21 protein-coding genes are annotated in these 22,721 nt (G+C 27.3%); 14 read left to right on the top strand and 7 right to left on the bottom strand.

What is annotated here, in order from left to right:
- Entirely contained in the window at window positions 1–405 is a 405-nt protein-coding gene (locus tag Q0J69_RS00475) for an META domain-containing protein (protein WP_297203252.1), read from the bottom strand.
- A 171-nt stretch (window positions 406–576) separates the two neighbouring features.
- Here Q0J69_RS00475 and Q0J69_RS00470 point away from each other — a divergent pair, with 171 nt between their 5' ends.
- Genes Q0J69_RS00470 through Q0J69_RS00460 form a run of 3 tightly spaced genes read left to right on the top strand, consistent with a single transcriptional unit; the run spans window position 577 to window position 3,036 of the window.
- Window positions 577–1,446: a zinc ABC transporter substrate-binding protein gene (locus Q0J69_RS00470; RefSeq protein WP_297203250.1), complete on the top strand. Its 870-nt coding sequence runs from the start codon at window positions 577–579 to the stop codon at window positions 1,444–1,446.
- Window positions 1,447–1,450: 4 nt separating this feature from the next.
- A complete protein-coding gene (locus Q0J69_RS00465) occupies window positions 1,451–2,227 on the top strand; it encodes a metal ABC transporter ATP-binding protein (RefSeq protein WP_297203248.1) in 777 nt (258 codons plus the stop codon).
- Window positions 2,227–3,036, top strand: a complete 810-nt coding sequence (locus Q0J69_RS00460; RefSeq protein ID WP_297203246.1) for a metal ABC transporter permease — start codon at window positions 2,227–2,229, stop codon at window positions 3,034–3,036. The genes Q0J69_RS00465 and Q0J69_RS00460 overlap by 1 nt, the downstream gene beginning before the upstream one ends.
- Window positions 3,037–3,062: 26 nt before the next feature.
- On the opposite strand, the gene Q0J69_RS00455 is transcribed toward Q0J69_RS00460, so the two are convergent.
- Window positions 3,063–3,896 carry a class I SAM-dependent methyltransferase gene (locus Q0J69_RS00455; RefSeq protein WP_297203245.1) on the bottom strand — a complete coding sequence of 278 codons (834 nt, stop codon included), beginning with the start codon at window positions 3,894–3,896 and terminating at the stop codon, window positions 3,063–3,065.
- Between the two features lie 451 nt (window positions 3,897–4,347).
- Between Q0J69_RS00455 and Q0J69_RS00450 the strand changes: the two genes are divergently transcribed.
- From Q0J69_RS00450 to Q0J69_RS00425, 6 genes are all read left to right on the top strand, one after another.
- Entirely contained in the window at window positions 4,348–5,103 is a 756-nt protein-coding gene (locus Q0J69_RS00450; protein ID WP_297203242.1) for a hypothetical protein, read from the top strand.
- 141 nt (window positions 5,104–5,244) lie between these two features.
- Window positions 5,245–6,048: a Cof-type HAD-IIB family hydrolase gene (locus Q0J69_RS00445; RefSeq protein ID WP_297203240.1), complete on the top strand. Its 804-nt coding sequence runs from the start codon at window positions 5,245–5,247 to the stop codon at window positions 6,046–6,048.
- Window positions 6,049–6,065: 17 nt separating this feature from the next.
- A complete protein-coding gene (locus tag Q0J69_RS00440) occupies window positions 6,066–6,851 on the top strand; it encodes a Cof-type HAD-IIB family hydrolase (protein WP_297203238.1) in 786 nt (261 codons plus the stop codon).
- A 101-nt stretch (window positions 6,852–6,952) separates the two neighbouring features.
- Window positions 6,953–8,239 carry a glucose-1-phosphate adenylyltransferase gene (locus Q0J69_RS00435; protein WP_297203236.1) on the top strand — a complete coding sequence of 429 codons (1,287 nt, stop codon included), beginning with the start codon at window positions 6,953–6,955 and terminating at the stop codon, window positions 8,237–8,239.
- A gap of 103 nt (window positions 8,240–8,342) precedes the next feature.
- Window positions 8,343–9,374: an RluA family pseudouridine synthase gene (locus Q0J69_RS00430; protein ID WP_297203234.1), complete on the top strand. Its 1,032-nt coding sequence runs from the start codon at window positions 8,343–8,345 to the stop codon at window positions 9,372–9,374.
- Window positions 9,375–9,513: 139 nt separating this feature from the next.
- A complete protein-coding gene (locus tag Q0J69_RS00425) occupies window positions 9,514–9,945 on the top strand; it encodes a PepSY-like domain-containing protein (protein ID WP_297203232.1) in 432 nt (143 codons plus the stop codon).
- A 191-nt stretch (window positions 9,946–10,136) separates the two neighbouring features.
- Here the strand turns inward: Q0J69_RS00425 and Q0J69_RS00420 are convergent, their stop codons facing one another.
- Window positions 10,137–11,750, bottom strand: a complete 1,614-nt coding sequence (locus Q0J69_RS00420; protein ID WP_297203230.1) for a hypothetical protein — start codon at window positions 11,748–11,750, stop codon at window positions 10,137–10,139.
- A gap of 157 nt (window positions 11,751–11,907) precedes the next feature.
- On the opposite strand from Q0J69_RS00420, the gene Q0J69_RS00415 reads away from it, so the two are divergent.
- Together Q0J69_RS00415 and Q0J69_RS00410 are read left to right on the top strand one after the other, a co-directional pair.
- Entirely contained in the window at window positions 11,908–12,327 is a 420-nt protein-coding gene (locus Q0J69_RS00415) for a hypothetical protein (protein ID WP_297203228.1), read from the top strand.
- A 75-nt stretch (window positions 12,328–12,402) separates the two neighbouring features.
- The gene (locus tag Q0J69_RS00410) at window positions 12,403–12,759 is read left to right on the top strand and encodes an FMN-binding protein (RefSeq protein ID WP_297203226.1); all 357 of its coding nucleotides are present in this window, start codon (window positions 12,403–12,405) and stop codon (window positions 12,757–12,759) included.
- A 51-nt stretch (window positions 12,760–12,810) separates the two neighbouring features.
- Here Q0J69_RS00410 and Q0J69_RS00405 read toward each other — a convergent pair whose 3' ends face one another.
- The 4 genes from Q0J69_RS00405 to pbpC all read right to left on the bottom strand — a co-directional run bounded on the left by Q0J69_RS00405 (window position 12,811) and on the right by pbpC (window position 18,450).
- On the bottom strand, window positions 12,811–14,394 hold the full coding sequence (locus tag Q0J69_RS00405) for a ComEC/Rec2 family competence protein (protein ID WP_297203223.1): 1,584 nt from the start codon (window positions 14,392–14,394) through the stop codon (window positions 12,811–12,813).
- Window positions 14,395–14,405: 11 nt separating this feature from the next.
- Window positions 14,406–14,975: a TetR/AcrR family transcriptional regulator gene (locus Q0J69_RS00400; protein WP_297203222.1), complete on the bottom strand. Its 570-nt coding sequence runs from the start codon at window positions 14,973–14,975 to the stop codon at window positions 14,406–14,408.
- 89 nt (window positions 14,976–15,064) lie between these two features.
- A complete protein-coding gene (locus tag Q0J69_RS00395; protein ID WP_297203221.1) occupies window positions 15,065–15,838 on the bottom strand; it encodes a FecR domain-containing protein in 774 nt (257 codons plus the stop codon).
- A gap of 71 nt (window positions 15,839–15,909) precedes the next feature.
- Window positions 15,910–18,450, bottom strand: a complete 2,541-nt coding sequence (pbpC, locus tag Q0J69_RS00390) for a penicillin-binding protein 1C (RefSeq protein ID WP_297203220.1) — start codon at window positions 18,448–18,450, stop codon at window positions 15,910–15,912.
- A gap of 519 nt (window positions 18,451–18,969) precedes the next feature.
- On the opposite strand from pbpC, the gene Q0J69_RS00385 reads away from it, so the two are divergent.
- From Q0J69_RS00385 to hydG, 3 genes are all read left to right on the top strand, one after another.
- Window positions 18,970–20,805 carry a methyl-accepting chemotaxis protein gene (locus Q0J69_RS00385; protein ID WP_297203218.1) on the top strand — a complete coding sequence of 612 codons (1,836 nt, stop codon included), beginning with the start codon at window positions 18,970–18,972 and terminating at the stop codon, window positions 20,803–20,805.
- 164 nt (window positions 20,806–20,969) lie between these two features.
- The gene (locus tag Q0J69_RS00380) at window positions 20,970–21,221 is read left to right on the top strand and encodes a TM1266 family iron-only hydrogenase system putative regulator (RefSeq protein ID WP_297203216.1); all 252 of its coding nucleotides are present in this window, start codon (window positions 20,970–20,972) and stop codon (window positions 21,219–21,221) included.
- A gap of 38 nt (window positions 21,222–21,259) precedes the next feature.
- Window positions 21,260–22,684 carry a [FeFe] hydrogenase H-cluster radical SAM maturase HydG gene (gene hydG, locus Q0J69_RS00375; protein WP_297203214.1) on the top strand — a complete coding sequence of 475 codons (1,425 nt, stop codon included), beginning with the start codon at window positions 21,260–21,262 and terminating at the stop codon, window positions 22,682–22,684.
- The last annotated feature ends 37 nt before the right edge of the window (window positions 22,685–22,721 follow it).

Below are 22,721 nucleotides of genomic sequence, written 5' to 3'. Positions count from 1 at the left end.
CTAAATCTCTTCAAAAATTAAATTTTTATCTGATAGTAATGTATATATTATTAAATTTTTACCTGTAATCTTATATGAAGTTGCAGACTTTAGCATATTTAGATATTCATTTTCAGCAGTGTTTTCTTCTTTGGAGCCAAATTTTTTTGTTGCTGTTATGGACAATACACTAAAAATATCTCCGTCAATCATATATGATGATGAATAATTATTTACAGCAGAAAATCCTGAAATGCTGTCTGAAGAGAATTCTATAGTAATATTCATGTCTGGGTACATGCTTATAAGTTTAAACTTCCTGCCTTCAAGATTATTGTCAGACACTTTTTCATTATGGGATATTTTAGTTGTTGAGCAAGAAATTATAAACAATGCTATAGTTAAAAATCCTACAATATATTTCATAATTATCCTAATAATATAATACTATTAATATTTTCGGTAAAAAGTTTTTATATTTAATAATGTATTTTTATATATTACCAAAATGTTAGTACAGTAAAACATATTGAAATTTGATGATTAAAGTATTATAATAGTATAATTATATTACTTTATTAAAGGATTCTATATAATATGAAAAAAATTGCAACAATCATTTTTACAATATTATTATTTATTATTGGATGCAGTAATAAATCTTCAAATGAAAATGCATCTGATACTTCTAATACTAAACTTCAAGTATATGCCAGTATATATCCTATTTATGATTTTGCTAAAAAGATAGCTGGGGATAAAGCTGATATTTATAATATGACTTCTGCTGGTTCAGAGCCTCATGATTTTGAAATAACATCAAAAGATATGGCAAATTTAACTAAGGCTAATCTTTTTATATATAATGGCGGAGGAATGGAGCATTGGGTTGATACTGTTAAAGACAGCATAAAAGATATTAAATATATAGAGGCTTCTTTAGGGATACCTAATGATGAATTAGATCCTCATTTTTGGCTTTCTCCAATTAAGGCTAAAAAAGAGATGGAAAATATTAAAAATGCTTTTATAGAAATAGATTCTAATAATGCCAATTATTATAATTCTAATTATAATGTATATGCCGCACATTTGGATGATTTGGATAATATTTTTAGAAATTATTTATCAAATATTAAAAATACTAATTTGGTTGTAACTCATCCTGCATTCGGACATTTCTGCAAAGAATATTCTTTAAATCAGGTTGCTATTGCAAGAGATGAAGCTGATCCTAAAGCTATGTCAGAAACAATCACTTTTATAAAAAATAATAATATTGAGGCTATATTTTATGAGGATTTTTCAAGTTCTAAATTGGTAGATTCTATTGCTAAGGAAACAGGAGTTAAAATATATACATTAAATCCGATAGAGTCTTTAAGCGAAGAATATATTAATTCTGGAGAGGATTATTTTTCTGTAATGGAAAAAAATTTTGAAGCTTTGACTAATGGGCTTAAATAAGTGTATGAGTAAAGTTATAGAATTTAAAAATGTACATTTTAGATATACATCTGATGATATACTTAAATGCGTAAGTTTTGATATTAACAGCGGAGATTTCGTATCAATAATAGGTTCAAATGGGGCAGGAAAAAGCACTATATTAAAACTCATTTTAGGAGAGCTTCATCAATATATGGGAAGCATAAAATTATATGAAGAAGATATAAGCAAATTTAAGAATTGGAACAGAATAGGTTATTTAGAGCAGAATGCATATTCTAAAATTGTAAACTTTCCTGCAACAGTTTATGAAATAGTAATGTCTAATAATTTTGCTGATATAGGATTATTTAAATTTCCTAATAAAAAGCATAAAGATAAAGTTATGAAAGTACTGGAGTTACTGGGTATGCATAAATATAAAGATAGAATGATATCCAAACTTTCAGGCGGTCAGATACAGAGAGTTTTTCTAGCTAGAACTTTAATATCTGATCCTAATTTGATTGTGCTTGATGAACCTACAAACGGAGTGGATGAAGAAACTGTAGATTTAATATATAATATTCTGCAGGATTTAAATAGAGATGAAAAAGTATCTATAGTAATGGTTACGCATGATGTTGAAAGAGTATCTAAAATATCAAATAGAATATTCTGTTTTGAAGACGGTACTTTAGTAGAACTTGATAAAAAACAAATATATATAGAACTTTCTCATAAGCATAAACATCCGCATGATAACAATGTATGCTCTTGCTGTATTTATAATAATGGGAATGGGGTGAATAATATATAATGGAAATATTTCAGTATGATTTTATGCGTAAGGCTTTTATAGTAGGTATTATGCTTGCTGTAATCATACCTTGTATAGGCGTTGTTGTTGTATTAAAAAGACTTTCTATGATAGGGGATGCTATATCTCATACTTCACTTGCGGGGGTTACTTTCGGACTTGTATTTAATATAAATCCTATAGCAGCTTCAGTTGTCTTCTGTATATTAGCTGCACTTTCTATAGAGTTTATAAGAAAAAAAATTTCAAAATATGGAGAAATGTCTATATCTATTATAATGTCTTTATCTATAGGACTTGCAGGGCTTCTTTCTGGTTTTGTTTCTAATAATTCCAATTTTAATAGTTTTTTATTCGGAAGCATAGTTGCTGTAAGTGATTTTGAACTTAGACTTGTTGTATTTATAAGTTTAATATCGATACTTATTTTTATATTTTTATATAAAGAGATTTTTTATATAACATTTAATGAAAGACTTGCTAAACTTTCAGGAGTTCCTGTAAATAGAATAAACTTCATTTTTACTATACTTACAGCTGTTACAGTATCAATATCTGCAAGGGCAGTAGGTGCTTTGATAGTATCTTCAATGATGGTAGTTCCTGCTGCATGTTCTATGCAGGTTGCAGGGAGTTATAAAAAGACTATCATATATGCTGTGCTGTTTAATTTATTTTTTACAGTACTTGGAATATTTATTTCTTATTACAATGGACTTAAACCTGGTGCTGCTATAGTTTTAATAAGTGTAATAACTTTTATAATTATAATATTATTAAAATCTGTATTGATGCATTTAAAAAAATAGATATATTATTTTAGCATATACAAATTTTACTCTTTTGTTTTTCCTATAATAGCCTGCTGACATATATCATTATATCTTTTATCCCTTTTTTTCTTTTCTATTACTACTACCGCATCATAATAGTGAATGGCGTAAGTGCTGTCTGTAAAACTATTTGCCGTTAAATTATCTTCTTCGGTAGCCCAATATGCATTTAAGCAGTCTATTAAATTTTTTGTGTATTCTATATATGAATTAGGGTTTTTATATCCTCCTCCGAAATTAGGCCAGTATGAAGTATAAACATCTTCGCATAAATAAAGCCCATCATCTTTTATATGTTCATACATCTCTTCAAATGTTATTATCTGCTGATTCATTCTGTGTCCGCCGTCATCTATCAATATATCCAATTTAGGAATTTGTTTTTTTAATTCTTTTAAAAATTCTCTGTCATCCTGAGAGCCTATGAATATTTTTATATTATCCTGTTCAAACTGTTTGCATTTAATATTTTTATCTATAGCGTATATATTTACTTTTGCATCAGGATTATTTTTAGAAAAATAGTATTTCCACATTTTTACAGCCCCTCCGCTTCCTACGCCTACTTCAAGAAAATTTATATCTTTACCTCTATATTTTGAGAAATGCCTTTCATATATATCGAAAAAAGGAAGATGTTTAAAAATAGCTTCGCCTTTATTTTCTAAAAAATAATTATGCAAGTCTGCTTTATCTTTGTTTTCATCATTTATTAATATATCCCTTATTATCTCTAATTTTTTATTATCTTCTTCGCTGCTGCCTTTTACCAATAAAAGATTTTTATGTGTTTTTACCCTCAGCTTTTTTATCTCGGACTTTTTTCCTTTTTTCATTTATAGTTTTCCTTTAGTTTTATCATGTCAATCTTTATACTATAAAATAATAAATTGTCAATAATTATGTTTGTTATAAATTTTTTATAAAATTTTCTTCTTATAATTAAGTACAAAATATAATTAACTAAATTTGTTTTTTATAATATATTTTATTGACATTTATAAATATTTATTATATAATAATTACTGTTATAGTTATAATAGTATAGGAGTTATGCATAAGGTATATAATTTTTTTATATATGCATCAGCTAAATATAGAATTTTAACTATAGTCTTTTAATAAAAATCAGTATTTCTTTGTGCTGTAAGTATTATTTTTTATATTTGCAGCACTCAATTACTTGTCATATTAAAATTATTTATCATAAATTTGATGTTGTAAATTATATTTTACATGTTAAAGTTATATTACAATATAAAAATATGATATTGGAGTTTAATAAATATGAAAAAGTTAATCATTTTTGTTTTTATGTTTGTTTCTGCCGCAGCCACATCATTTGCTATTGACGGCGGATTTGAGTTTATACTAAATGTTCCTATTGGTTTGAGTGTAGGTGTTTACGATTATAGTTTAACTAAATATGCTGAAGACTTAGATGCAATGACGGATGGTTCTGTACGCAATACGGTTGGAAGAGATGGCGGTGTAGGTTTTGATATAGGAGTAACAGCACAGATAGGCTACATGTTTAAATTTACAGGTAATCTTGGATTAAGTGTTCTTGGAGAAATAGGATACAGCCATGATACTTATTCATACATTAGTAAACTCAGTGAAAATATATCTGAAACATATTCATTTGACAGTATACAGTTGGGTTTGCTCCCAAAGTTTAATTTTTATAATTTTGCTGTAGGTATTGGATTTGGTGCTAAAATTCCTATGTCTGGAAATTACCGTTACAAAGCAGCATCAATTACAACAGATACTAAGATAGATTCTGATTATATGAAAAGAAATTTAAAATCAGCAGTAATACCATATTTAAAACTGACTTTTGATTATTCAATATTTTTCACAGAGAAAATGGCATTTAATATAGGTTTATATCTTGGATATGATTTCGGTGTAGAGCCTGATTTATACCGTTTAAATAATGCAATAAATAATAATAGATTACTTGTTGATGAGGTTTCATATTCAAGTTTTGATATTGGTTTGCAGTTAGGATTTAAATTCGGACCTAGCACGAAATAAAGTGTGAAATTATATAAATAATATGAAAAGATATCCTAATTGATTTAGGGTATCTTTTTTTATGATTATAATAATTGAAAATAATATTTTTAGATATATAATCTATACATTAAAAAATAAAATATAATGAGAGCGGTAACAATGATAAAAGCAGCATTTTTTGATATAGACGGAACTTTAGTTAGTTTTAATACGCATAAAATTTCTGAATCTGCTAAAGAATCCATAAAACAGCTTAGAGAAAAAGGTATAAAAGTATTTGCAGCAAGCGGAAGAGCATTATTTCAAATAGACAATTTGAAAGATATTGAATTAGATGGATATGTAACAGTTAATGGAGGATGCTGTTTCGTTAAGGATAATGAAAATTTTAAAGAGATTTTTAGGGTATCTTTGGATAAAGAAGATTTATTTTCTTTGATGAATTATCTTGATGATAAAAATAATAAATTTCCATGTTCATTAATAACAAGTGATTCTGTATTTATAAACTATATAGATGAGATTATCAATATACTTTACGGTATGGCAAATGTTAAACTCCCTGCAGTAATAGATTTCAATGATTATATAACTAATAATTATAAAGATATATTGCAGCTTAATATTTTTGTAGATGATAATAGAGAAAAATACATAATGAATAATGTACTTAAAAATTCAATATCAAGCAGATGGCATTTTTCATTTGCTGATGTTAATCCAAAATGCAGCGGTAAAAATGTAGGTATAGATAAGGTTATAGAATATTATTCAATAGATATATCAGAAACCATTGCCTTTGGAGATGGAGGAAATGATATAGGTATGATTAAGCATGCTGGTATTGGGGTAGCTATGGGAAATGCTAATGATGATGTAAAAGAGATATCAGATTATATAACGGATAGCGTTGATGATGATGGAATTTATAAGGCATTAAAACATTTTGATTTAGTGAATTGATTTAAGGTTTTTTGATTATGATAAAAGCAGCATTTTTTGATATAGACGGAACTTTAGTTAGTTTTAATACTCATAAAGTTTCTGATTCTTCAAAAGAGGCTATAAGAATTTTAAAAGAAAAAGGAATTAAAGTTTTTATAGCAACAGGAAGAATAAAAAATCATATAAATAATTTAGATAATTTAGAGTTTGATGGGTATATAACAGCTAATGGCTTTAATTGTTTTATAGGGGATAAAGAGATATATAAAAAAGGCATTGAAAGAGAAGAGATATATTCACTCATTGATTATCTTAAAAATAAAGAGAAATTTCCATGTTCCGTTATGATGAACAGCGGTATATTTATAAATTATGTTACAAAAGAGGTTGAAGCAGTTTCAAAATCAATTAATCTTCCGATACCAGCAGTAGATAATTATTATGAGTTTTTAGAAAAAAATATTGATAATATTTTGCAAATTAATTTATTTGTTGATGAAGCAAAAGAAAAAGAATTGATGAAAAAAATATTCAAAAACTGCGAATCCAGCAGATGGCATCCTTTATTTACAGATGTTAATACTAAAGGCGGCGGCAAACATATAGGTATGGATAAAATTATAGAATATTATGGTATAAATATATCAGAAACTATGGCTTTTGGAGATGGAGGAAATGATATAACTATGATAGAGCATGCCGCAATAGGTGTGGCTATGGGTAATGCTAATGAAGGAGTTAAGGAAGTTGCAGATTATATAACAGATGATGTTGATAATAATGGTATATATAATGCTTTAAAACATTTTAGTATAATATAATCAGTTATTTAATTCTTGAAAAAGACATATTTTTTTACTATACTTAATACTATAATCATTTAAGTTTATTTAGTTATAGAAAAAAAATATTGGAGTTTTTTATGAGATCATTTAATACTGTTGCTTTGATACTAGGCGGTGGCAGGGGTACAAGACTTTATCCTTTAGTAAAAGCACGTTCCAAGCCTGCTGTATCTTTGGGCGGTCAATATAGAATGATAGACATACCTGTATCTAATTGTATTAACAGCGGATTCAGGAATATATATGTTATTACACAATTTAACAGTGCTTCTTTAAATAATCATATATATAATGCTTATAGATTTGATAACTTCTCAGGCGGACATGTCAGCATACTTGCAGCAGAGCAGACTGATACTAATATAGATTGGTATCAAGGCACTGCTGATGCGGTTAGAAAGAATCTTCCTCATTTTGATAATGAATTTGTTAATAATGTAGTAATACTTTCAGGCGACCAAGTTTATCGTATGAATTATAATGTTATGCTTCAGCACATGCTTGAAACAGGTGCTGATATAATTGTAGGAACAGTTCCAGTTGTAAGGGAGGATGCTAAAGGATTTGGTGTAATGCTTGTAAATAAAAGAGGTCAAATTACTAATTTCCATGAGAAGCCTAAAGAAGATGAAGTTCTAAACTCTTTGAAATTGACAGAAGATCAAAAGAAAATGTTTAATATAGAAGACCCTAAAAAAGAATATTTGGCTTCTATGGGTATTTATGTATTCAGACGCAATGTACTTAAAGATATTTTGGCTGACGGTTCTATGATAGATTTTGGTAAAGATATCATACCAGAGGCTATAAAGAAATATAAAGTATTCAGTTATGCTTTTCAGGGATATTGGGAGGATGTAGGAACTATTAAAGCATATTTTGAGGCTAATATATCTTTTGGAAGTAAAAATCCTCCTTTTGATTTTTATGATGAAAATGCTCCTATATATACGCATGTACGCTACTTGTCGCCTTCCAAAGTTGAAAAGGCTTCAGTAACTTCAAGTATAATAGCTGACGGATGCAGGATTGAAAATGCTACCATAAAAGAATGTGTTATAGGAGTACGTTCTGTTGTTCAAAGCGGATCTACTTTAGAAAGAGTTATTATGATGGGAAGTGATTATTATGAAGACAGTAATGATATTGAAAGACTTAATGTTAAACATTTACCTAAAATTGGTATTGGTAAGAAATGTACGCTAAAAAATGTTATAATAGATAAAAATGTTAGGATAGGAAATGATGTTGTTATCACAAATAAGAAAAAAATACAGCATCAGGATACCGAATTTTATTGTATTAGGGACGGTATAGTAATACTTCCTAAAAATACAATAGTTAAAAGTGGGACTATAATCTAATTAATTTGTTGGTAAGTTTGTTTGTTTTGTGGGCAGCGGGATTAATTTCTTCTGCCCATAATTATTTTGACAATTTTTATTATATCAGTATAATAGTCTTATTATGAAGAAATCTAAAAATAAACTGCATTCAAATATTGAAGAGATGTACCTGAAATCTGTTATAAGAAAGTGCCGTATAGAAGAAGATATTAATAATATTAGGCTTGATAAATATATGGGAGATAGATTTTCCTACTATTCAAGAAATAAGTGGCAGAATTTGATAGGTCAGGGTTTAGTTTTACTTAATGGAGAGAGAATAAAATATACTAGAGCCGTTAAAAAAGGTGATGAAATAGCATATCATATTATAGGAATGAAAGAGCCTGATGTTGATAGAGATGTTGCTATAATATATGATGACGGAGATTTAATAATTGCTAATAAGCCTGCTAATTTGCCTGTTATACCTTCTGGCAAATACTATCATAATACACTTCACACCATTGTAAAAGAAATGCTTGGATGTAATATAAATATGCTTAATAGAATAGACAGAGAAACCAGCGGATGTGTTGTTCTTTCTAGAAGTTCTGAGGCAGCTTCAAAATTCTGTGCTATGATTGCGGGAAGAAAAGTAGGAAATGATAATAAAATAAAACATATAAAAAAAACTTATATTGCTGTAGTTGAAAATGCCATGAATATTGAAGATAAATTTACTGTTGAAGGATATATGCTTGAAAGCGGACATAAATATTATAGGCGTTTTCAAACATTACATAAAGAAAGATTAGAAGGCTCTAAATATTCAAAAACATCATTTAAAACTATAAAAAGAATTGGAGATTATGCTGTAGTTATGGCTAGGCTGTATACAGGAAGAATGCATCAGATTAGAGTTCATCTTTATTCTAAGGGACTTTTTATGGTAGGTGATAAGATTTACGGAAAGTATGGTCCTAAAGTTTTTGATGATTTTATAGAAAAAAATATTATACCAGATGGTTTCTTTCAAAGACAGGCTTTGCATGCTTATGAGATGGAATTTCCTCATCCTATTACAAATGAAAATATAAAAGTAAAAGCACCATTGCCTAAAGATATTAGAAAACTTATTTTGAAAATAATGAGGTTAAAACTTGATAATTAATATTATTTTTTACATACATGTAATAAACTATAGTATAATTTTGTAAAAAATATGTAAAATATTTGTAAAATAACTTGATAAATATATAGAAATTGCTATAATTATAAATATGGATAATAAAAAATTAAGGAGAGTAATCATGAGAAAATTATTTGTTTTATTCATATCATTAATGGTTTTATCAGCTGCCAGTTTATTTGCTGATGACTTTGTTGTTCCAGTATCAGCTTTGCCTCAAAATGCAAGGGCTTTTATACAGAGAACATTTCCTAGTGCTCAGATATGGAAAGTTGAAAGAGATGGAAGAAAGTTTGATGTTCAGTTATCAAATGGGGTATCAATAGACTTTTTAACTAATGGAGAGTGGGTTAATATAGACAGCGAATATACTCCTATACCTGACAGTGCTTTTCCTGCTGCTGTAATTCAAGCTGTAAGAAATGCTCATCCTCAGGCTGCTGTTATAGATGCTGAAAAAGAGTGGGGTAATTATAAATTAAAATTAAATAATATGATGGAAGTTATTGTATCAGGAAACGGACAGCTAATGGGACAAAAATTTGATGATTAATTTGTAGAATTTTTTATATGAAAAGAGGCAGTGCATTAATTTGTACTGCCTTTTTAATTATCATTAGCTTGTTTCAAAAGTAGTGCTAGTCCCCGCAGTTAATAAATAAATTTAGTTTTGAAACAAGTCTATTATTTAAATATAAAAAATGCGTAAATCAAAAAGATTTACGCATTATATAGAATGGAGTTTTATTGATTAGTCATAATTACGCCGTCTTTGATAATATATATATTTTTACTGTCAGACACTATTGATATAGCCGAATTCTGATTATTATCCATTGCTGAAATATAATCATATCCTCCTAATTCTCTTCTTAATGATGCATTTTTATTTAATATAAAATAATAATATTTTCCAAGTCTTTCAGCAGTAAATGCGAATGATTCTCCTAAAAATTTAAATGATATGATTCTATTATATGAAGGACTTTCAAAATCATTTCCTATTATATATTCTCTGCCGTTTTTGGAAGCATTATAAACTAAACTATTATTTGTTGAGAAATAGAAATCATTTATTTTTTCATAATTTCTAGGAAGTCTTCTTCCATTAAGCATAACAAATGATACTCCGTTTGTTTGAGCTCCGTATACTAAGAATTTACTGTCATCTGAATATTTATAATTATGAATTACATCATAATTAGTAGTCATATTTCCGCCTACATATAACTGCATCGTATTATTTGTATTAACATTTATAAATACTAAAGTTTTTCCGTCTGGAGAGAAAGACATATTAGTTACCATATTAAACTCACCGTAGTTTCTGCCGTTAGCAATAACACTTGTCATTATAAATTCATTGGTTATTATTAAATTTGTATTATCAGCAGCAGGAGGTAAAGATGCCAACTCATTGGATATTATATTTGTTATAACATTAGTTACCATCATAAGAGCTATAGTATTTGATTGTCCTTTAACAGTAATGCCTTTTTCATTTGTATATATGCTTACATTTGATAAGTTGTAATTTGTTATTGTAGAAACATTTGTTACAACATCGTTTTGCATTTCATTAGTATTTACTGTATTAGTAACATTATTGGTAATATTATTAGTATCTATCATATTTGTATCAGCCTGAGGAAGCATTTTTACAGCATAAGCTATACTGTTATTATTGTATGAAGCTAAATCATCAACTAATTTAAAACTTTCGCTGTCCTCATTTCCAGTGAATATAACAGCATTTTCTTCTGCATCTATGACATATACTATATTTTTTCCGTCATTTGAAAATTTCAATTTATCTACTTTGGCAATTACCTGCTTTTCTTCGCCGTTAATATTTACAAAGTATTGACCGTCCCTTGAATATGAAAATGCATAGTTATTATCATTTATAACACTGTCGAATAATTCGGAATATTGTATTTGTGCCTGTCCGTTTATAACAGCAACGCCGTAATCCATTAATCTTGCAAATATTATTGAGTTATTTCCTGAAAATATTTCTCTTTCTATAGAATCGAATTCCTGCTCAACATTGCCGTATATTATAACCCACATATCTTTAGCAAGAGAGTTTTTAAGCATTGTAGCAACCAGTGTACCGTTAGGCAGAATTCTTATTATACCTGCATCTTTATAGCCGCTTAATCTAACATTTCCATATAGTATATCATAAGTTTTACCTTCATTAGCAGTATTCTTTTCCAAAACTATAGCATAGTTTGTTTCTGATAAAATATATGAATTAGTTAATTTTTCACCATTTTGCAATGTGTATATTTGGCTGAATGCTCTTACGTATAATGAAAGAAAGATAATAGATATAATGTATAATCTTTTCATAATAATTCCCAATAAATTTATATTTATATATTTTTTTAATATATTCGGAACAATTATACTCTAAAATTAATAATTATGTAAAATTATATAGTTAAAAAAAATTAAAATTTGACGAATATTTTAACATTATCCTTAGATTTATAATATAGGAGTAAATATGAGATATTTTTATATTGTTATGATGCTGTTTTTATTTATATCATGTAAATCTGCTGAAAATAATGTACAAACATCATCTGATATTAATTTTAATGAAGGGTGGGTTAATGAAAATAAATTTGCAGCTGTTTCTATAGGATATCCTAATGGCTATAGTGCTAATAAAGATGATGCAAAAGACAGTGCTTTTAAGGCGGCATTGGCTTTATCTAAAGTAAAAATAGAAAATGCTTTTGCCAAAGAGATGCCTAATAAAAATGAAGATATGAAAGAATTAAAAAATATAGTGGATAAATATATAAAAATTGAATATTCATATTTTATAGATGACAGATATTATCAAATGAAAACAACGGTAGAATATAATAATTTACTTTCACTGCTAAGAGAAGGCAATATCAAAAAAATATTAAATTAAATTTTTTACAATTATTTTACTTTTTATAGTATTTATGTTTTTATATACAAATATATTAAAAAGGGAGAAAATCGTATGAGCCTTAAAAAAATAATGATATTGGTTCTTGCTGTTGTATTTTCAGCAAGCATGTTCCTATTTGCTCAAGGTAAAGTTGATTTAACTAAAGTACCAGACGGCACATATTTAGGAAATTACAAAGCTACTTACAAAACAAGACAAGGTGACTATCAAGCTAAAGTTACTGTTGCAGGCGGTAAGTTAACAAAAGTTGTATTAACAAAATGTGCACATAGTTCAGGACCTGCTAGAGGAAAAGCTGCTTATGACAAAATGATCAAAGCTAACAATATTTATGTTGATGGCGTTAGCGGTGCTACTTGGGTTGCATTAGTTGAAGATGCTTTAACTAAATTGACTCCTGCTAAATAATTGAATTTAGGGTATTATGAGCGTATCTGATTTCAGATACGCTTTTTTTATTTACAAATTATTTTTTTTATTATTAATTTTTATTCTTATAATGATTCCTATAAATATTAAAATAGATGTAATTAATATTGCTGTATATAAACTGCATGATATTTCATATTTGAGAAAGTTTATGCTGCTGAATCTTTTTGCCAAGTATATTAAAATATTAGTAAAAAATTCCGCTGATAATGACGGATAAATTGATAATGGAATATATATTTTATATGTTATTATAGTTATTAATGATGATGATAATATTATAAATGATAAAGGCACTGCAAATATATTTGTTATTATTGAACTAATATTTAATATAGAAAAATGATGCATGCTTAGAGGAAGTACTATTATTAGAGCGAATATATTTATAGAAAAGAATGCAAGCAATTTTATGATTAAATTTTTTATTATATAGATAATTTTATTATTAGTTTTCAATTCTTTTATATTTTTTATGATGTATAAATTGAATATTGGATAGTAAAGTATTATACCAAGTGTAGCTAAAAATGAAAATTGGAAGCTGATATCTTTTATTGAATTAGGATTCATTATTAAAATTATTAATCCTGATAAAAATAATGCATTAATTGGGTTTCTGTTTCTATCAAAATAATATGATATGGCTAAACAAACTGCCATTATACTGGCTCTAACTATAGAAATAGAAAACAGCGTAATAGGAGGATATATTATAACAGTTGTTATAGTTGATATTAATATTCTTTTATAAAAATTCATTGGAAAAAATGATAATATTAAAAATAAAATAGAAAGTATCATAGAAATATGAAGTCCTGATATTGAAAGTATATGAGATATTCCAGAATCTATAAAATACTCTCTTATATGATATGGTATTAAATTTTTATCGCCTATTAATATTGCCTGAGCTATTGTATATGGTATTGCCTCCATATTTGCACCTAATGATTCTTTTGCTTCTCTTCTAATTTTTAGAGCATAGTTATTTATATAATTAATTATAGAAAAACCTTCTTTTTGAATAACAAAATTATTATACTGATATATACTGGCTGCTCCGTAAAGCATTCTGTCAGCAAGTATTTCTATTATGAGTTCTGAATTATTATTAGTTAATATATTTTTATATAGATTTAGTTTTGAAGATACTGTTATTATATCATTTATATATATTGGTTTTAATGAGCTGTTATAAAGCCTTATATTGCCTGAATAATTATACCAATTAGTTCCGTCATAAACCTTATCTATATAAGCAATATATCTATCTCTAAATCCTATAACACCTTCATACTGCAGTATTTTAGCATTGTATGCTTTTATTTCTTTATTGAAATTATCAAGAGTGTTTTTAAATATATCATAATATCTAATCATAGTATAGCTGTATCCGATGAACATGCTTGATAATATTAATATTATAATTGATATGTTATTTTTGTTATTCAATGTTAATACGATAGAAAGTACTATAAATATAAATGCTGTTATTGATGAAATATATATAAATATAAAATTCTTTATTAGAAATGCTAATGATATTCCTGCAGCAAAAAATATAGTGATATAAAATGTATATGTAATTGGGTGTATAAAAAGTTTTTTCATTATACAATTTATTAATCCCTTTTAACTATACCATAGAAAATAATATTTATTATAGTGTCCAAATCTTTTTCATAGTTTTCTATATTTTTATTTTTAGCCCATTCAACTTCAAAGCCTTTTATTATAGCTAAAATTGATTCGGTTGCTAGCCTTAAATCTATATTGAATAATCCTTTTTTCATTCCGCTTCTTAATATCATTTTAATAGTATTATATTCTTCTTTATGATACTGGGATCTCATATGCTCTATAAGGGTAAAATCTTCAAATATTTCGCTATGCAGTGCCTCATATAGATTTGCAAGCTTTATATATCCTTTTTGTCTTGTTACTATATATGCCCTTAATTTTGCTTCTGCTGTATCTTCTTTTTTTATAGCCTCATATAAATCTCTTTTTAGATCATTAGCTTCATTTTCAGCTATGGCAAAAAATATTTCTTCTTTGCTTTTAAAATAATGATATATGCTGCTTTTAGATTTATGAACCATTAAAGCTATATCACTCATTGATGCTTTTTTAAATCCGTACCTTTTAAACAGTTCCTTACCAGCCTTTACTATTTGTTCGCGAGCAGTCATTTATTAACCTTTAAATATGTATTTAAATATAATTATATATTCTATTTTTTATTTGTCAAAGTTATATAAATGACTTAGAAAAATAATTTTTATTTAGTTTGATTAGTTATAATTAAAGTAGTTCTATTCTCATTAGTATTTATAGTTTCATTGGTATTTCCAACATAATCTATATCAATTTCTCCAGATTGGTTAGTTTCTTCTGATACGGTATTATAATTATTATAATAGCTGCTTATATTTGAAATATCAGGCACTATTGTTTCTATATAAGGCATAGATACTATTTCACTTATAGTATTAGTTAATTCAGTATTCATTTCTATATTTTTTAAAGTCAGTTTATTTGAATTATCTATATTTACTTCAGTAAATTGATTAATATTAGTTCCATTAACATTTCCGCTTCCATATAAGAACTGTGCTTTAGTATTTCCATTGGAATAAGATATTACAGCAGCTCCATTAACAGTAATATTAGCATTAGAAGTAGATACTGTTATGCTGTTAGGTTTAGCATTTGATGATGATGCTATTATAAAATTTCCGTTATCTAGGCTTAATTTAGTATTTCCTGTTTTATCATAAGATTCATCTATATTTAATGATGAGCTTTCTTTTACTTTAAATATATTATTGCTTTCTAAATATGAAGTTAGAGAAGAATTCTGTTCAGTGGAGATATTGTCTTTAGAGAATAATAAATCTCCATTTTGAGCAGGTTTTACTATCGCTTTTTGAGAAGATATTTTTACTCTGCCTTTAACTTCAACGACTTTCATATATTGATTTGTTTTATAAGCTGACTGTAAAGTCAAAGCTATAGAAAGTATTAATAATATAGAAAGAATCTTTTTATTCATAAATAAACTCCATCAAAAATACATATTATTAATAATATCGGAATAAATAATTTTAGCAATACTATTTTTTATTATTGTACGTATATTTTTACAGCTGAGCTTTTTATAGTATTTCCATCATCAGTTTTTGCTTCTATATAAAAAGTATAATCGCCTTGTTTTAAATTCCATTTTATATAATCTTTTTTTAAATCATCAATATTTGCTATTACTTCCTTGTTGCAGTATAACTCAGCAGTTATAATATTTTTTGGTATATATGATGATATGAATATATTTTGATATTCTATTGGAAGTGTTGAGTCTATTTTATATACTGAATTATCAGTAGGTTCTTTTATTGAAAGCCTTTCTTTTATATTAATATTTCTATTAAATGCTTCTGAAGGTGTATTTACAGAATTTAAATCAAAACTATTTTCTTGATTTATACTTTCCAAATATCTGTTTTGATTATAAATATTATTTTTAATTCTGTTATTATATGCATAAATATTATTAACTTTTATCCATTCTGAAGTAGGGCGTTCTATCTGCTGCTCTTTTATCCAGCCATTATATTCATTGGGAAGATTTACAAAAACTTTTTCTGTAACAGAGCCATCAGAGTTTGTTTTTATATATAAGTTATGAACATCGCATTCTTCTTTAGGTACATTTATATGAGAGAACTCTTCAACTCTTGTTTCTTTACAAAAATCTCCTCTAAGTTTTCCGCTTATAAGACATATTTCCCTTTTTATTATAGTATCTGGTCTGTCCCATTTAGTTTCTTTCTGACTTTTATTAAGCATAGTAAATATATCATAAAGTATAGGTACAGCACCATTACCTCCAGTTATATTAATCATCTCGCTTCCTGCAAAATCTCCAAGCCAAATACCTACTATATAATCTCTAGTGTAACCTATAGCCCATGCATCCCTTGAGCCTTTTGATGTGCCTGTTTTTATTGCTATGGAAAATGGATACACTATTCCTTTATAACTTCTGAAAGAACCCATTCTTGCATTTCTGTCAGAAAGTATGCTTGTTATCAAATATGCACTTTCTTCTGATATTACTTTTCTAGTTGCTTTTTTGGGAAGTGTTATAATTTCTCCATTTGCTTTTTTTAATGAAGTGATTGAGTAATGATTTATAAATGTTCCAGAGTTTGGAAATATCGTATATGCTGAAGCTAAATCTATTAAACGCACTTCAGCACTTCCAAGAACTAAAGAATATCCATAATAGTCTGGATTTTTATCTATAGAGCTTAATCCTGCTTTTAAAAGTATATTCTGAAAATCTCTTATACTGTATCTTGCAAGCCATTTAACAGCTGGTATATTAAGAGAATTGGCTAATGCATCTCTTATAGTAACTGGACCTCTGTATTTATGATCAAAGTTTTCTGGTATATAATCTCCGCCAGGGGAATTAATATAAGTTTTAATATCGGCTATAACGGAAGCAGGTGATTCTCCTTTATCGAATATATATGCATACATAAAAGGCTTTAATGTACTTCCAGCCTGTCTTAATGCTGTTGCTCCGTTTACTGCTCCGTGAGTTTCAGCATCAAAATAGTCCATAGAGCCTATCATTGAAAGCACTTCTCCTGTTTTGGCATTAAGTATCACGCATGAAATATTACGAACATTAAATGTATGAAGCGACTGACTTGAATTGCTTATAACCAAAACTGCCTCTTTCTGCATATTATAATCTAATGTAGTTCTTAATTCTGTTACGCCTGTATATTTTAGCTGTTCAAGTGATTCTTTTGCGTACATTGTAAAATGAGGAGCTTTAAAAGTATATTTATCTTTATCATTATATATATTTAATTTTTCATTAATACTTTTATTATAATCTTCTTCTGTGATGAAATTATTATTTTTCATTTCACCCAATACATATATTCTTCTTGATTTTAATCTCTCTTCATATTTATAAGGATTGAACTTTGTACCAGATTTTATTATAGAAGCAAGCATTGCAGATTCATTATTATTTAAATCATTAACTTTTTTATGAAAATATAAATCACTTGCTGCCCCCACACCATAGCAGTTGTTTCCAAAAAATACTCTATTTAAATATTCAGTGAGTATTTCTTTTTTTGTGAGATTTTTTTCTAATCTTAAGGCATCAAGTGCTTCATAGAATTTATTAATATATGTTCTCTCACGCGGTATTATACTTTTAGCCAGCTGCTGAGTAATTGTACTTCCTCCTGAAACCACTTTTCCGCTTATTAAGTTTGATAAAAATGCTCTTATTATAGCCTTATAATCTATTCCATTATGATTAAAAAAATTTTTATCCTCTGCACTTACTACTGCATTAATCAAATTTGTTGATAAGTCTTCGTATTTTACCTCTTCAAAAAAACCGCCATGCTTTGGAAATATGGTTGATATTAGTATTGAGTTTCTGTCATATATTTTTAAAGCACGCTCTTCATTAATATTTAATTCATCTTTTGAGAATGGCTTGTTTATATATTCCTTACAATGTTTATATAAGTTATAGCCTTTTGGTATAAATATAATTGAGAGTACTACTAAAGAAGATATTATAGTATATATTATAGCTAATGCAGTTCTTCTAATAATCTTTTCCATTAGACAATTTTATAGTAAAATTATAAATAGTCAAATATATGATAAACTTGTAAAATATAATATTTATTGTTAGACTTGTTTAAAAACACAATTTATTAATATTTATAGCTTTTTAATTTTATATTAATTATAGTTGGTACCACAATTCGTGCTACATATTTGCTGTTGGCAGGCACAGTTAAAGCATGTTTATATATTAAAATAATTGTTTATGCAAGATATAAAATAATATTTTATAATTGAGTTTTTGAACAAATCTATTCTTAATAAGTATTATAATTTATATATAATATACTTTAATATACTTTTTTCTACAGATTAAGGTAATTTTATTATGTAATTCTAAATGAAAAACTGTTATGTAAATACTTTAATAAAATAAATATTTTATAATAAAATTTATTCTATTGTAAAATACTATTGACAATTATATTTTTTTGACTATACTTATATACATAATTAGGGTTTTGTCGGTTTTTACCAATTTGATTATTTATCATAAATAATTAGGAGTCTTTTATGAAAAAACTTAATAGTCTATCCTTTAGATTACCAGTAATAATTAGCTTAATGTCTATATTGATGTTTGCTTTTTTAATTGTTACATCAGTATATTTTTCTAATAAGGGTATAACCCAGAGTACGAATACGGGGTTTATAAATACTGTTGAGGGGTATGCTAACCTATTTGATTCTATATTGGATGCTCAGATTATGGTTAATAAATCATATACGAGCGGTGCTAATATTAAGAATTTCTTTTCAAATATGACAGCTTACAGTAATAATGTTTTTTTAGATATAGGTTCATTTATAGAAAATAATAATTTTATAGAAAATATTTCTATAATGGATACCAGCGGTAAAATAGTTTTGGATAGAAATTCTCAGCTAATAGGAAGAAATTTTATGGATTTAAGACCTACTATGATGAATAAATTATTAGCTGGAGAAGAAGTGGCTTTTGGAGATATTTCTAAATCAGCTGCTACAGGAGAGCTTACAATATCTTTAGGTGTGAGAATCCTTGATTATGAGAATAAATTAATAGGTTATTTAGTTTCTATTATACAAATAATGTCTATATATGATGCGTATTTTAGTAATGTGCAATTGGGAAGAACTGGAAGAATAGTAATAGTTAATGATAAATCTATAGTTTTAATGGATACAGATCCAGCTGAGATAAATAAAGAAGCCCCAAGTGAATATAATAATATTATACAAAATAAATCTGTTTCAGGAAAACTAAAATATGGTCTTAATAATAATATTAGAGAGGGATTTTATAAAAAGATGGCAGTTCAGCCTTGGATAGTTGCTTATGCTATGGATGAAGAAGAAATTTATGAGATTAACAAATCTATAATTTTTACAAGTGTAGTTATAGGAATAATATCTATGGTTATTATGACATTGGTTGTATTCTTATTTACTAGAAGTATTATTAAACCGCTTAATATTATAGTTGAAGAAGCTAAAGAAATAGAAAGCGGAAAACTTATTATGCATAAAAGAAAGATGAATAGAAAGGATGAACTTGGAGAATTATCTCATTCTTTTCATAATATGAAATACAAACTTATAGAGGTAATAGAAAAGACTATTGAAGGATCAAACAGGATGGCTGAAGCCGCTAATAATCTTGCTGCTGGTAATAAGGATTTAGCTCATAAAGCAGAAAATACTGCAGCTAATCTTGAAGAAACAGCTTCTTCTATGGAAGAAATTGCTTCTGCTATTACATTGGCAACTAATAATTCTGTTAAAGGCAATAATATGATGAAAGACTGCAGAACAGCAATAGAAAATGCATCTTCTGTTGTATCTGAAACTGTTAGAAGTATGCATGAAGTTAATTCTGATAGTGAAAAGATTAAGGATATTATAAAGGTTATAGAAGGTATTGCTTTTCAAACTAATATATTGGCACTTAATGCTGCAGTAGAGGCGGCACGTGCTGGCGATCAGGGTAAAGGTTTTGCTGTTGTAGCAAGCGAGGTTAGAAGTTTGGCACAAAATAGTCAGGATTCGGCTAAAGATATAACAGAATTAATAAATCAGGTATATGAAAAAATTAATAAAGCCAATAATATAGTAGAAAGCCAAGAGCAGTTGTTTGTAGGTATAAAAGAACAAATAGAGGAAACTGCTAATATAATAATGGATATAAGTTCTGCAGCTGTAGAGCAGCAGTCTGGAGTATCTCAAGTTAATAAAGCAGTTATGGAAATGGATACTATAACTCAGGAAAATGCTGCTTTGGTTGAAGAGTCTACGGCTTCTTCTATATCATTGTATAATGAGGCTAGAGAACTTCAGGCAGCTATGAGCTTTTTTAAGATAGAAAAATAATATTTTATTAATAAAGTGATGTATTTTTAGTATAGATAAATAAAAAATTGATAAAAACTATTTACAAAATATATTATAATTACTATAATATTATTAGCCTAAGTGAATAACTATTGATGTTTATCATAAAGGAATATTTTTTATAATTCGTATTTGTATGATTTATGGGTAATAATAGGATTGCTGTTATAGGTATTATTATAGAAGACACCAATGCTGCTGCAGAGGTGAATGATATTTTGCATGATTACAGCGATTTTATTATAGGAAGAATGGGTATTCCATATAGAGAAGAGAATATAAATATAATCAGTATAGTCTTAAATGCTCCTAATGATAAAATTAATAGTTTAACTGGTAAACTTGGTATGCTTGAAAATGTTTCTGCTAAAGCACTTTATGCAAACAAAAAGTAATACCTAAACAGTTTAATTATTTTATAGGAGTATGTTTTATGTCCCAAGCAACTTTATTTAAGTATGATTCAAAATCTAAAAACGCTAATGAGTTTATTAATGATGAGGAAATTCTAAAAACTATATCTCAAGTAGAAAACGGCGATTACAATATAAGAGAGATATTAGACAAAGCAAATCAGATGAAAGGACTTGAGCCTAAAGAAGCATTGGCATTACTTCTTTGCAATGATAAAGATGTAGAAAATGAAATGTTTGAAATAGCAAAGAAAATAAAATTAGAAATATATGGTAAAAGAATAGTTTTATTTGCTCCTCTTTATTTATCTAATTATTGTATAAATGGATGTGTTTATTGTCCTTATCATGCTAAAAATACTCATATAGCAAGAAAGCAATTAACTCAAGATGAAATTAGAGCTGAAGTTATAGCATTGCAGGATATGGGACATAAAAGGCTTGCTTTAGAAACAGGAGAAGATCCAGACTATGCTAGTATGGAATATTTGCTTGAATCCATAAAAACAATATACAGCATTAAGCATAAAAATGGTGCTATTAGAAGAGTTAATGTAAATATTGCTGCTACTACAGTTGAAAATTATAGAAAGTTAAAAGATGCAGGAATAGGTACTTATGTATTATTTCAAGAAACTTATCATAAACCTACTTATGAGAAGGTTCATCCAAGCGGCCCTAAAAGTAATTATGAATATCATACTGAGGCAATGGACAGAGCTATGGAAGGCGGTATTGATGATGTTGGTATAGGCGTATTGTTTGGGCTTTATGATTATAAATATGATTTCACTGCCATGCTTTATCATGCTAAGCATTTAGAAGATACTTTCGGATGCGGACCTCATACTATAAGCGTTCCTAGAATAAGACCTGCTGATGATGTTGATGTTAAAAGTTTTCCTAATGCTATTGTTGATAGTTTATTCAAAAAAATAGTAGCTGTTTTAAGAATTGCTGTTCCTTATACTGGGATAATAGTTTCTACAAGAGAGAGTCAAAAATCAAGAGAGGAAGCATTAGAAGTAGGCGTTTCTCAAATAAGCGGAGGCTCAAGAACAAGTGTTGGAGGATATGTTGAAGAGGAAGAGGAGAACTCAAAACAGTTTGAAATATCTGATAACCGTTCTCTTGATGATATAATTAAATGGCTTGCTGATATAGATTATTTACCTAGTTTCTGTACTGCTTGTTATAGGGAAGGAAGAACAGGCGACAGGTTTATGGCTTTTGCTAAGAGCGGACAAATAAAGAATTTCTGTCAGGCTAATGCTATAATAACTTTAAAAGAATATGAAAATGATTATGCTAAAGAAGAAACGAGAAAATCTATAGATAAAGTTATGATAAATGAGATAGAAAGAGTACCTAATGAAAAAGTAAAAACAAGATTAGTTGATGCTTTAAAAGGCATAGATGAAGGAAAAAGAGATTTTAAATTTTAATTAATTTTATATATTGGGTATAAATTATTGATTTTAT

Origin of the sequence: uncultured Brachyspira sp., from assembly GCF_944388875.1 — a bacterium.
In the GTDB taxonomy this organism is placed as follows: Bacteria; Spirochaetota; Brachyspiria; order Brachyspirales; family Brachyspiraceae; genus Brachyspira.
This window is presented reverse-complemented; position numbering and strand designations above follow the sequence as displayed.

Excerpts from the sequence above, each read along its gene's own strand:
- Q0J69_RS00475 (WP_297203252.1), bottom strand. The coding sequence starts at position 405 with ATGAAATATATTGTAGGATTTTTAACTATAGCATTGTTTATAATTTCT.
- Q0J69_RS00470 (WP_297203250.1), top strand. The coding sequence starts at position 577 with ATGAAAAAAATTGCAACAATCATTTTTACAATATTATTATTTATTATT.
- Q0J69_RS00465 (WP_297203248.1), top strand. The coding sequence starts at position 1,451 with ATGAGTAAAGTTATAGAATTTAAAAATGTACATTTTAGATATACATCT.
- Q0J69_RS00460 (WP_297203246.1), top strand. The coding sequence starts at position 2,227 with ATGGAAATATTTCAGTATGATTTTATGCGTAAGGCTTTTATAGTAGGT.
- Q0J69_RS00455 (WP_297203245.1), bottom strand. The coding sequence starts at position 3,896 with ATGAAAAAAGGAAAAAAGTCCGAGATAAAAAAGCTGAGGGTAAAAACA.
- Q0J69_RS00450 (WP_297203242.1), top strand. The coding sequence starts at position 4,348 with ATGAAAAAGTTAATCATTTTTGTTTTTATGTTTGTTTCTGCCGCAGCC.
- Q0J69_RS00445 (WP_297203240.1), top strand. The coding sequence starts at position 5,245 with ATGATAAAAGCAGCATTTTTTGATATAGACGGAACTTTAGTTAGTTTT.
- Q0J69_RS00440 (WP_297203238.1), top strand. The coding sequence starts at position 6,066 with ATGATAAAAGCAGCATTTTTTGATATAGACGGAACTTTAGTTAGTTTT.
- Q0J69_RS00435 (WP_297203236.1), top strand. The coding sequence starts at position 6,953 with ATGAGATCATTTAATACTGTTGCTTTGATACTAGGCGGTGGCAGGGGT.
- Q0J69_RS00430 (WP_297203234.1), top strand. The coding sequence starts at position 8,343 with ATGAAGAAATCTAAAAATAAACTGCATTCAAATATTGAAGAGATGTAC.
- Q0J69_RS00425 (WP_297203232.1), top strand. The coding sequence starts at position 9,514 with ATGAGAAAATTATTTGTTTTATTCATATCATTAATGGTTTTATCAGCT.
- Q0J69_RS00420 (WP_297203230.1), bottom strand. The coding sequence starts at position 11,750 with ATGAAAAGATTATACATTATATCTATTATCTTTCTTTCATTATACGTA.
- Q0J69_RS00415 (WP_297203228.1), top strand. The coding sequence starts at position 11,908 with ATGAGATATTTTTATATTGTTATGATGCTGTTTTTATTTATATCATGT.
- Q0J69_RS00410 (WP_297203226.1), top strand. The coding sequence starts at position 12,403 with ATGAGCCTTAAAAAAATAATGATATTGGTTCTTGCTGTTGTATTTTCA.
- Q0J69_RS00405 (WP_297203223.1), bottom strand. The coding sequence starts at position 14,394 with ATGAAAAAACTTTTTATACACCCAATTACATATACATTTTATATCACT.
- Q0J69_RS00400 (WP_297203222.1), bottom strand. The coding sequence starts at position 14,975 with ATGACTGCTCGCGAACAAATAGTAAAGGCTGGTAAGGAACTGTTTAAA.
- Q0J69_RS00395 (WP_297203221.1), bottom strand. The coding sequence starts at position 15,838 with ATGAATAAAAAGATTCTTTCTATATTATTAATACTTTCTATAGCTTTG.
- pbpC (WP_297203220.1), bottom strand. The coding sequence starts at position 18,450 with ATGGAAAAGATTATTAGAAGAACTGCATTAGCTATAATATATACTATA.
- Q0J69_RS00385 (WP_297203218.1), top strand. The coding sequence starts at position 18,970 with ATGAAAAAACTTAATAGTCTATCCTTTAGATTACCAGTAATAATTAGC.
- Q0J69_RS00380 (WP_297203216.1), top strand. The coding sequence starts at position 20,970 with ATGGGTAATAATAGGATTGCTGTTATAGGTATTATTATAGAAGACACC.
- hydG (WP_297203214.1), top strand. The coding sequence starts at position 21,260 with ATGTCCCAAGCAACTTTATTTAAGTATGATTCAAAATCTAAAAACGCT.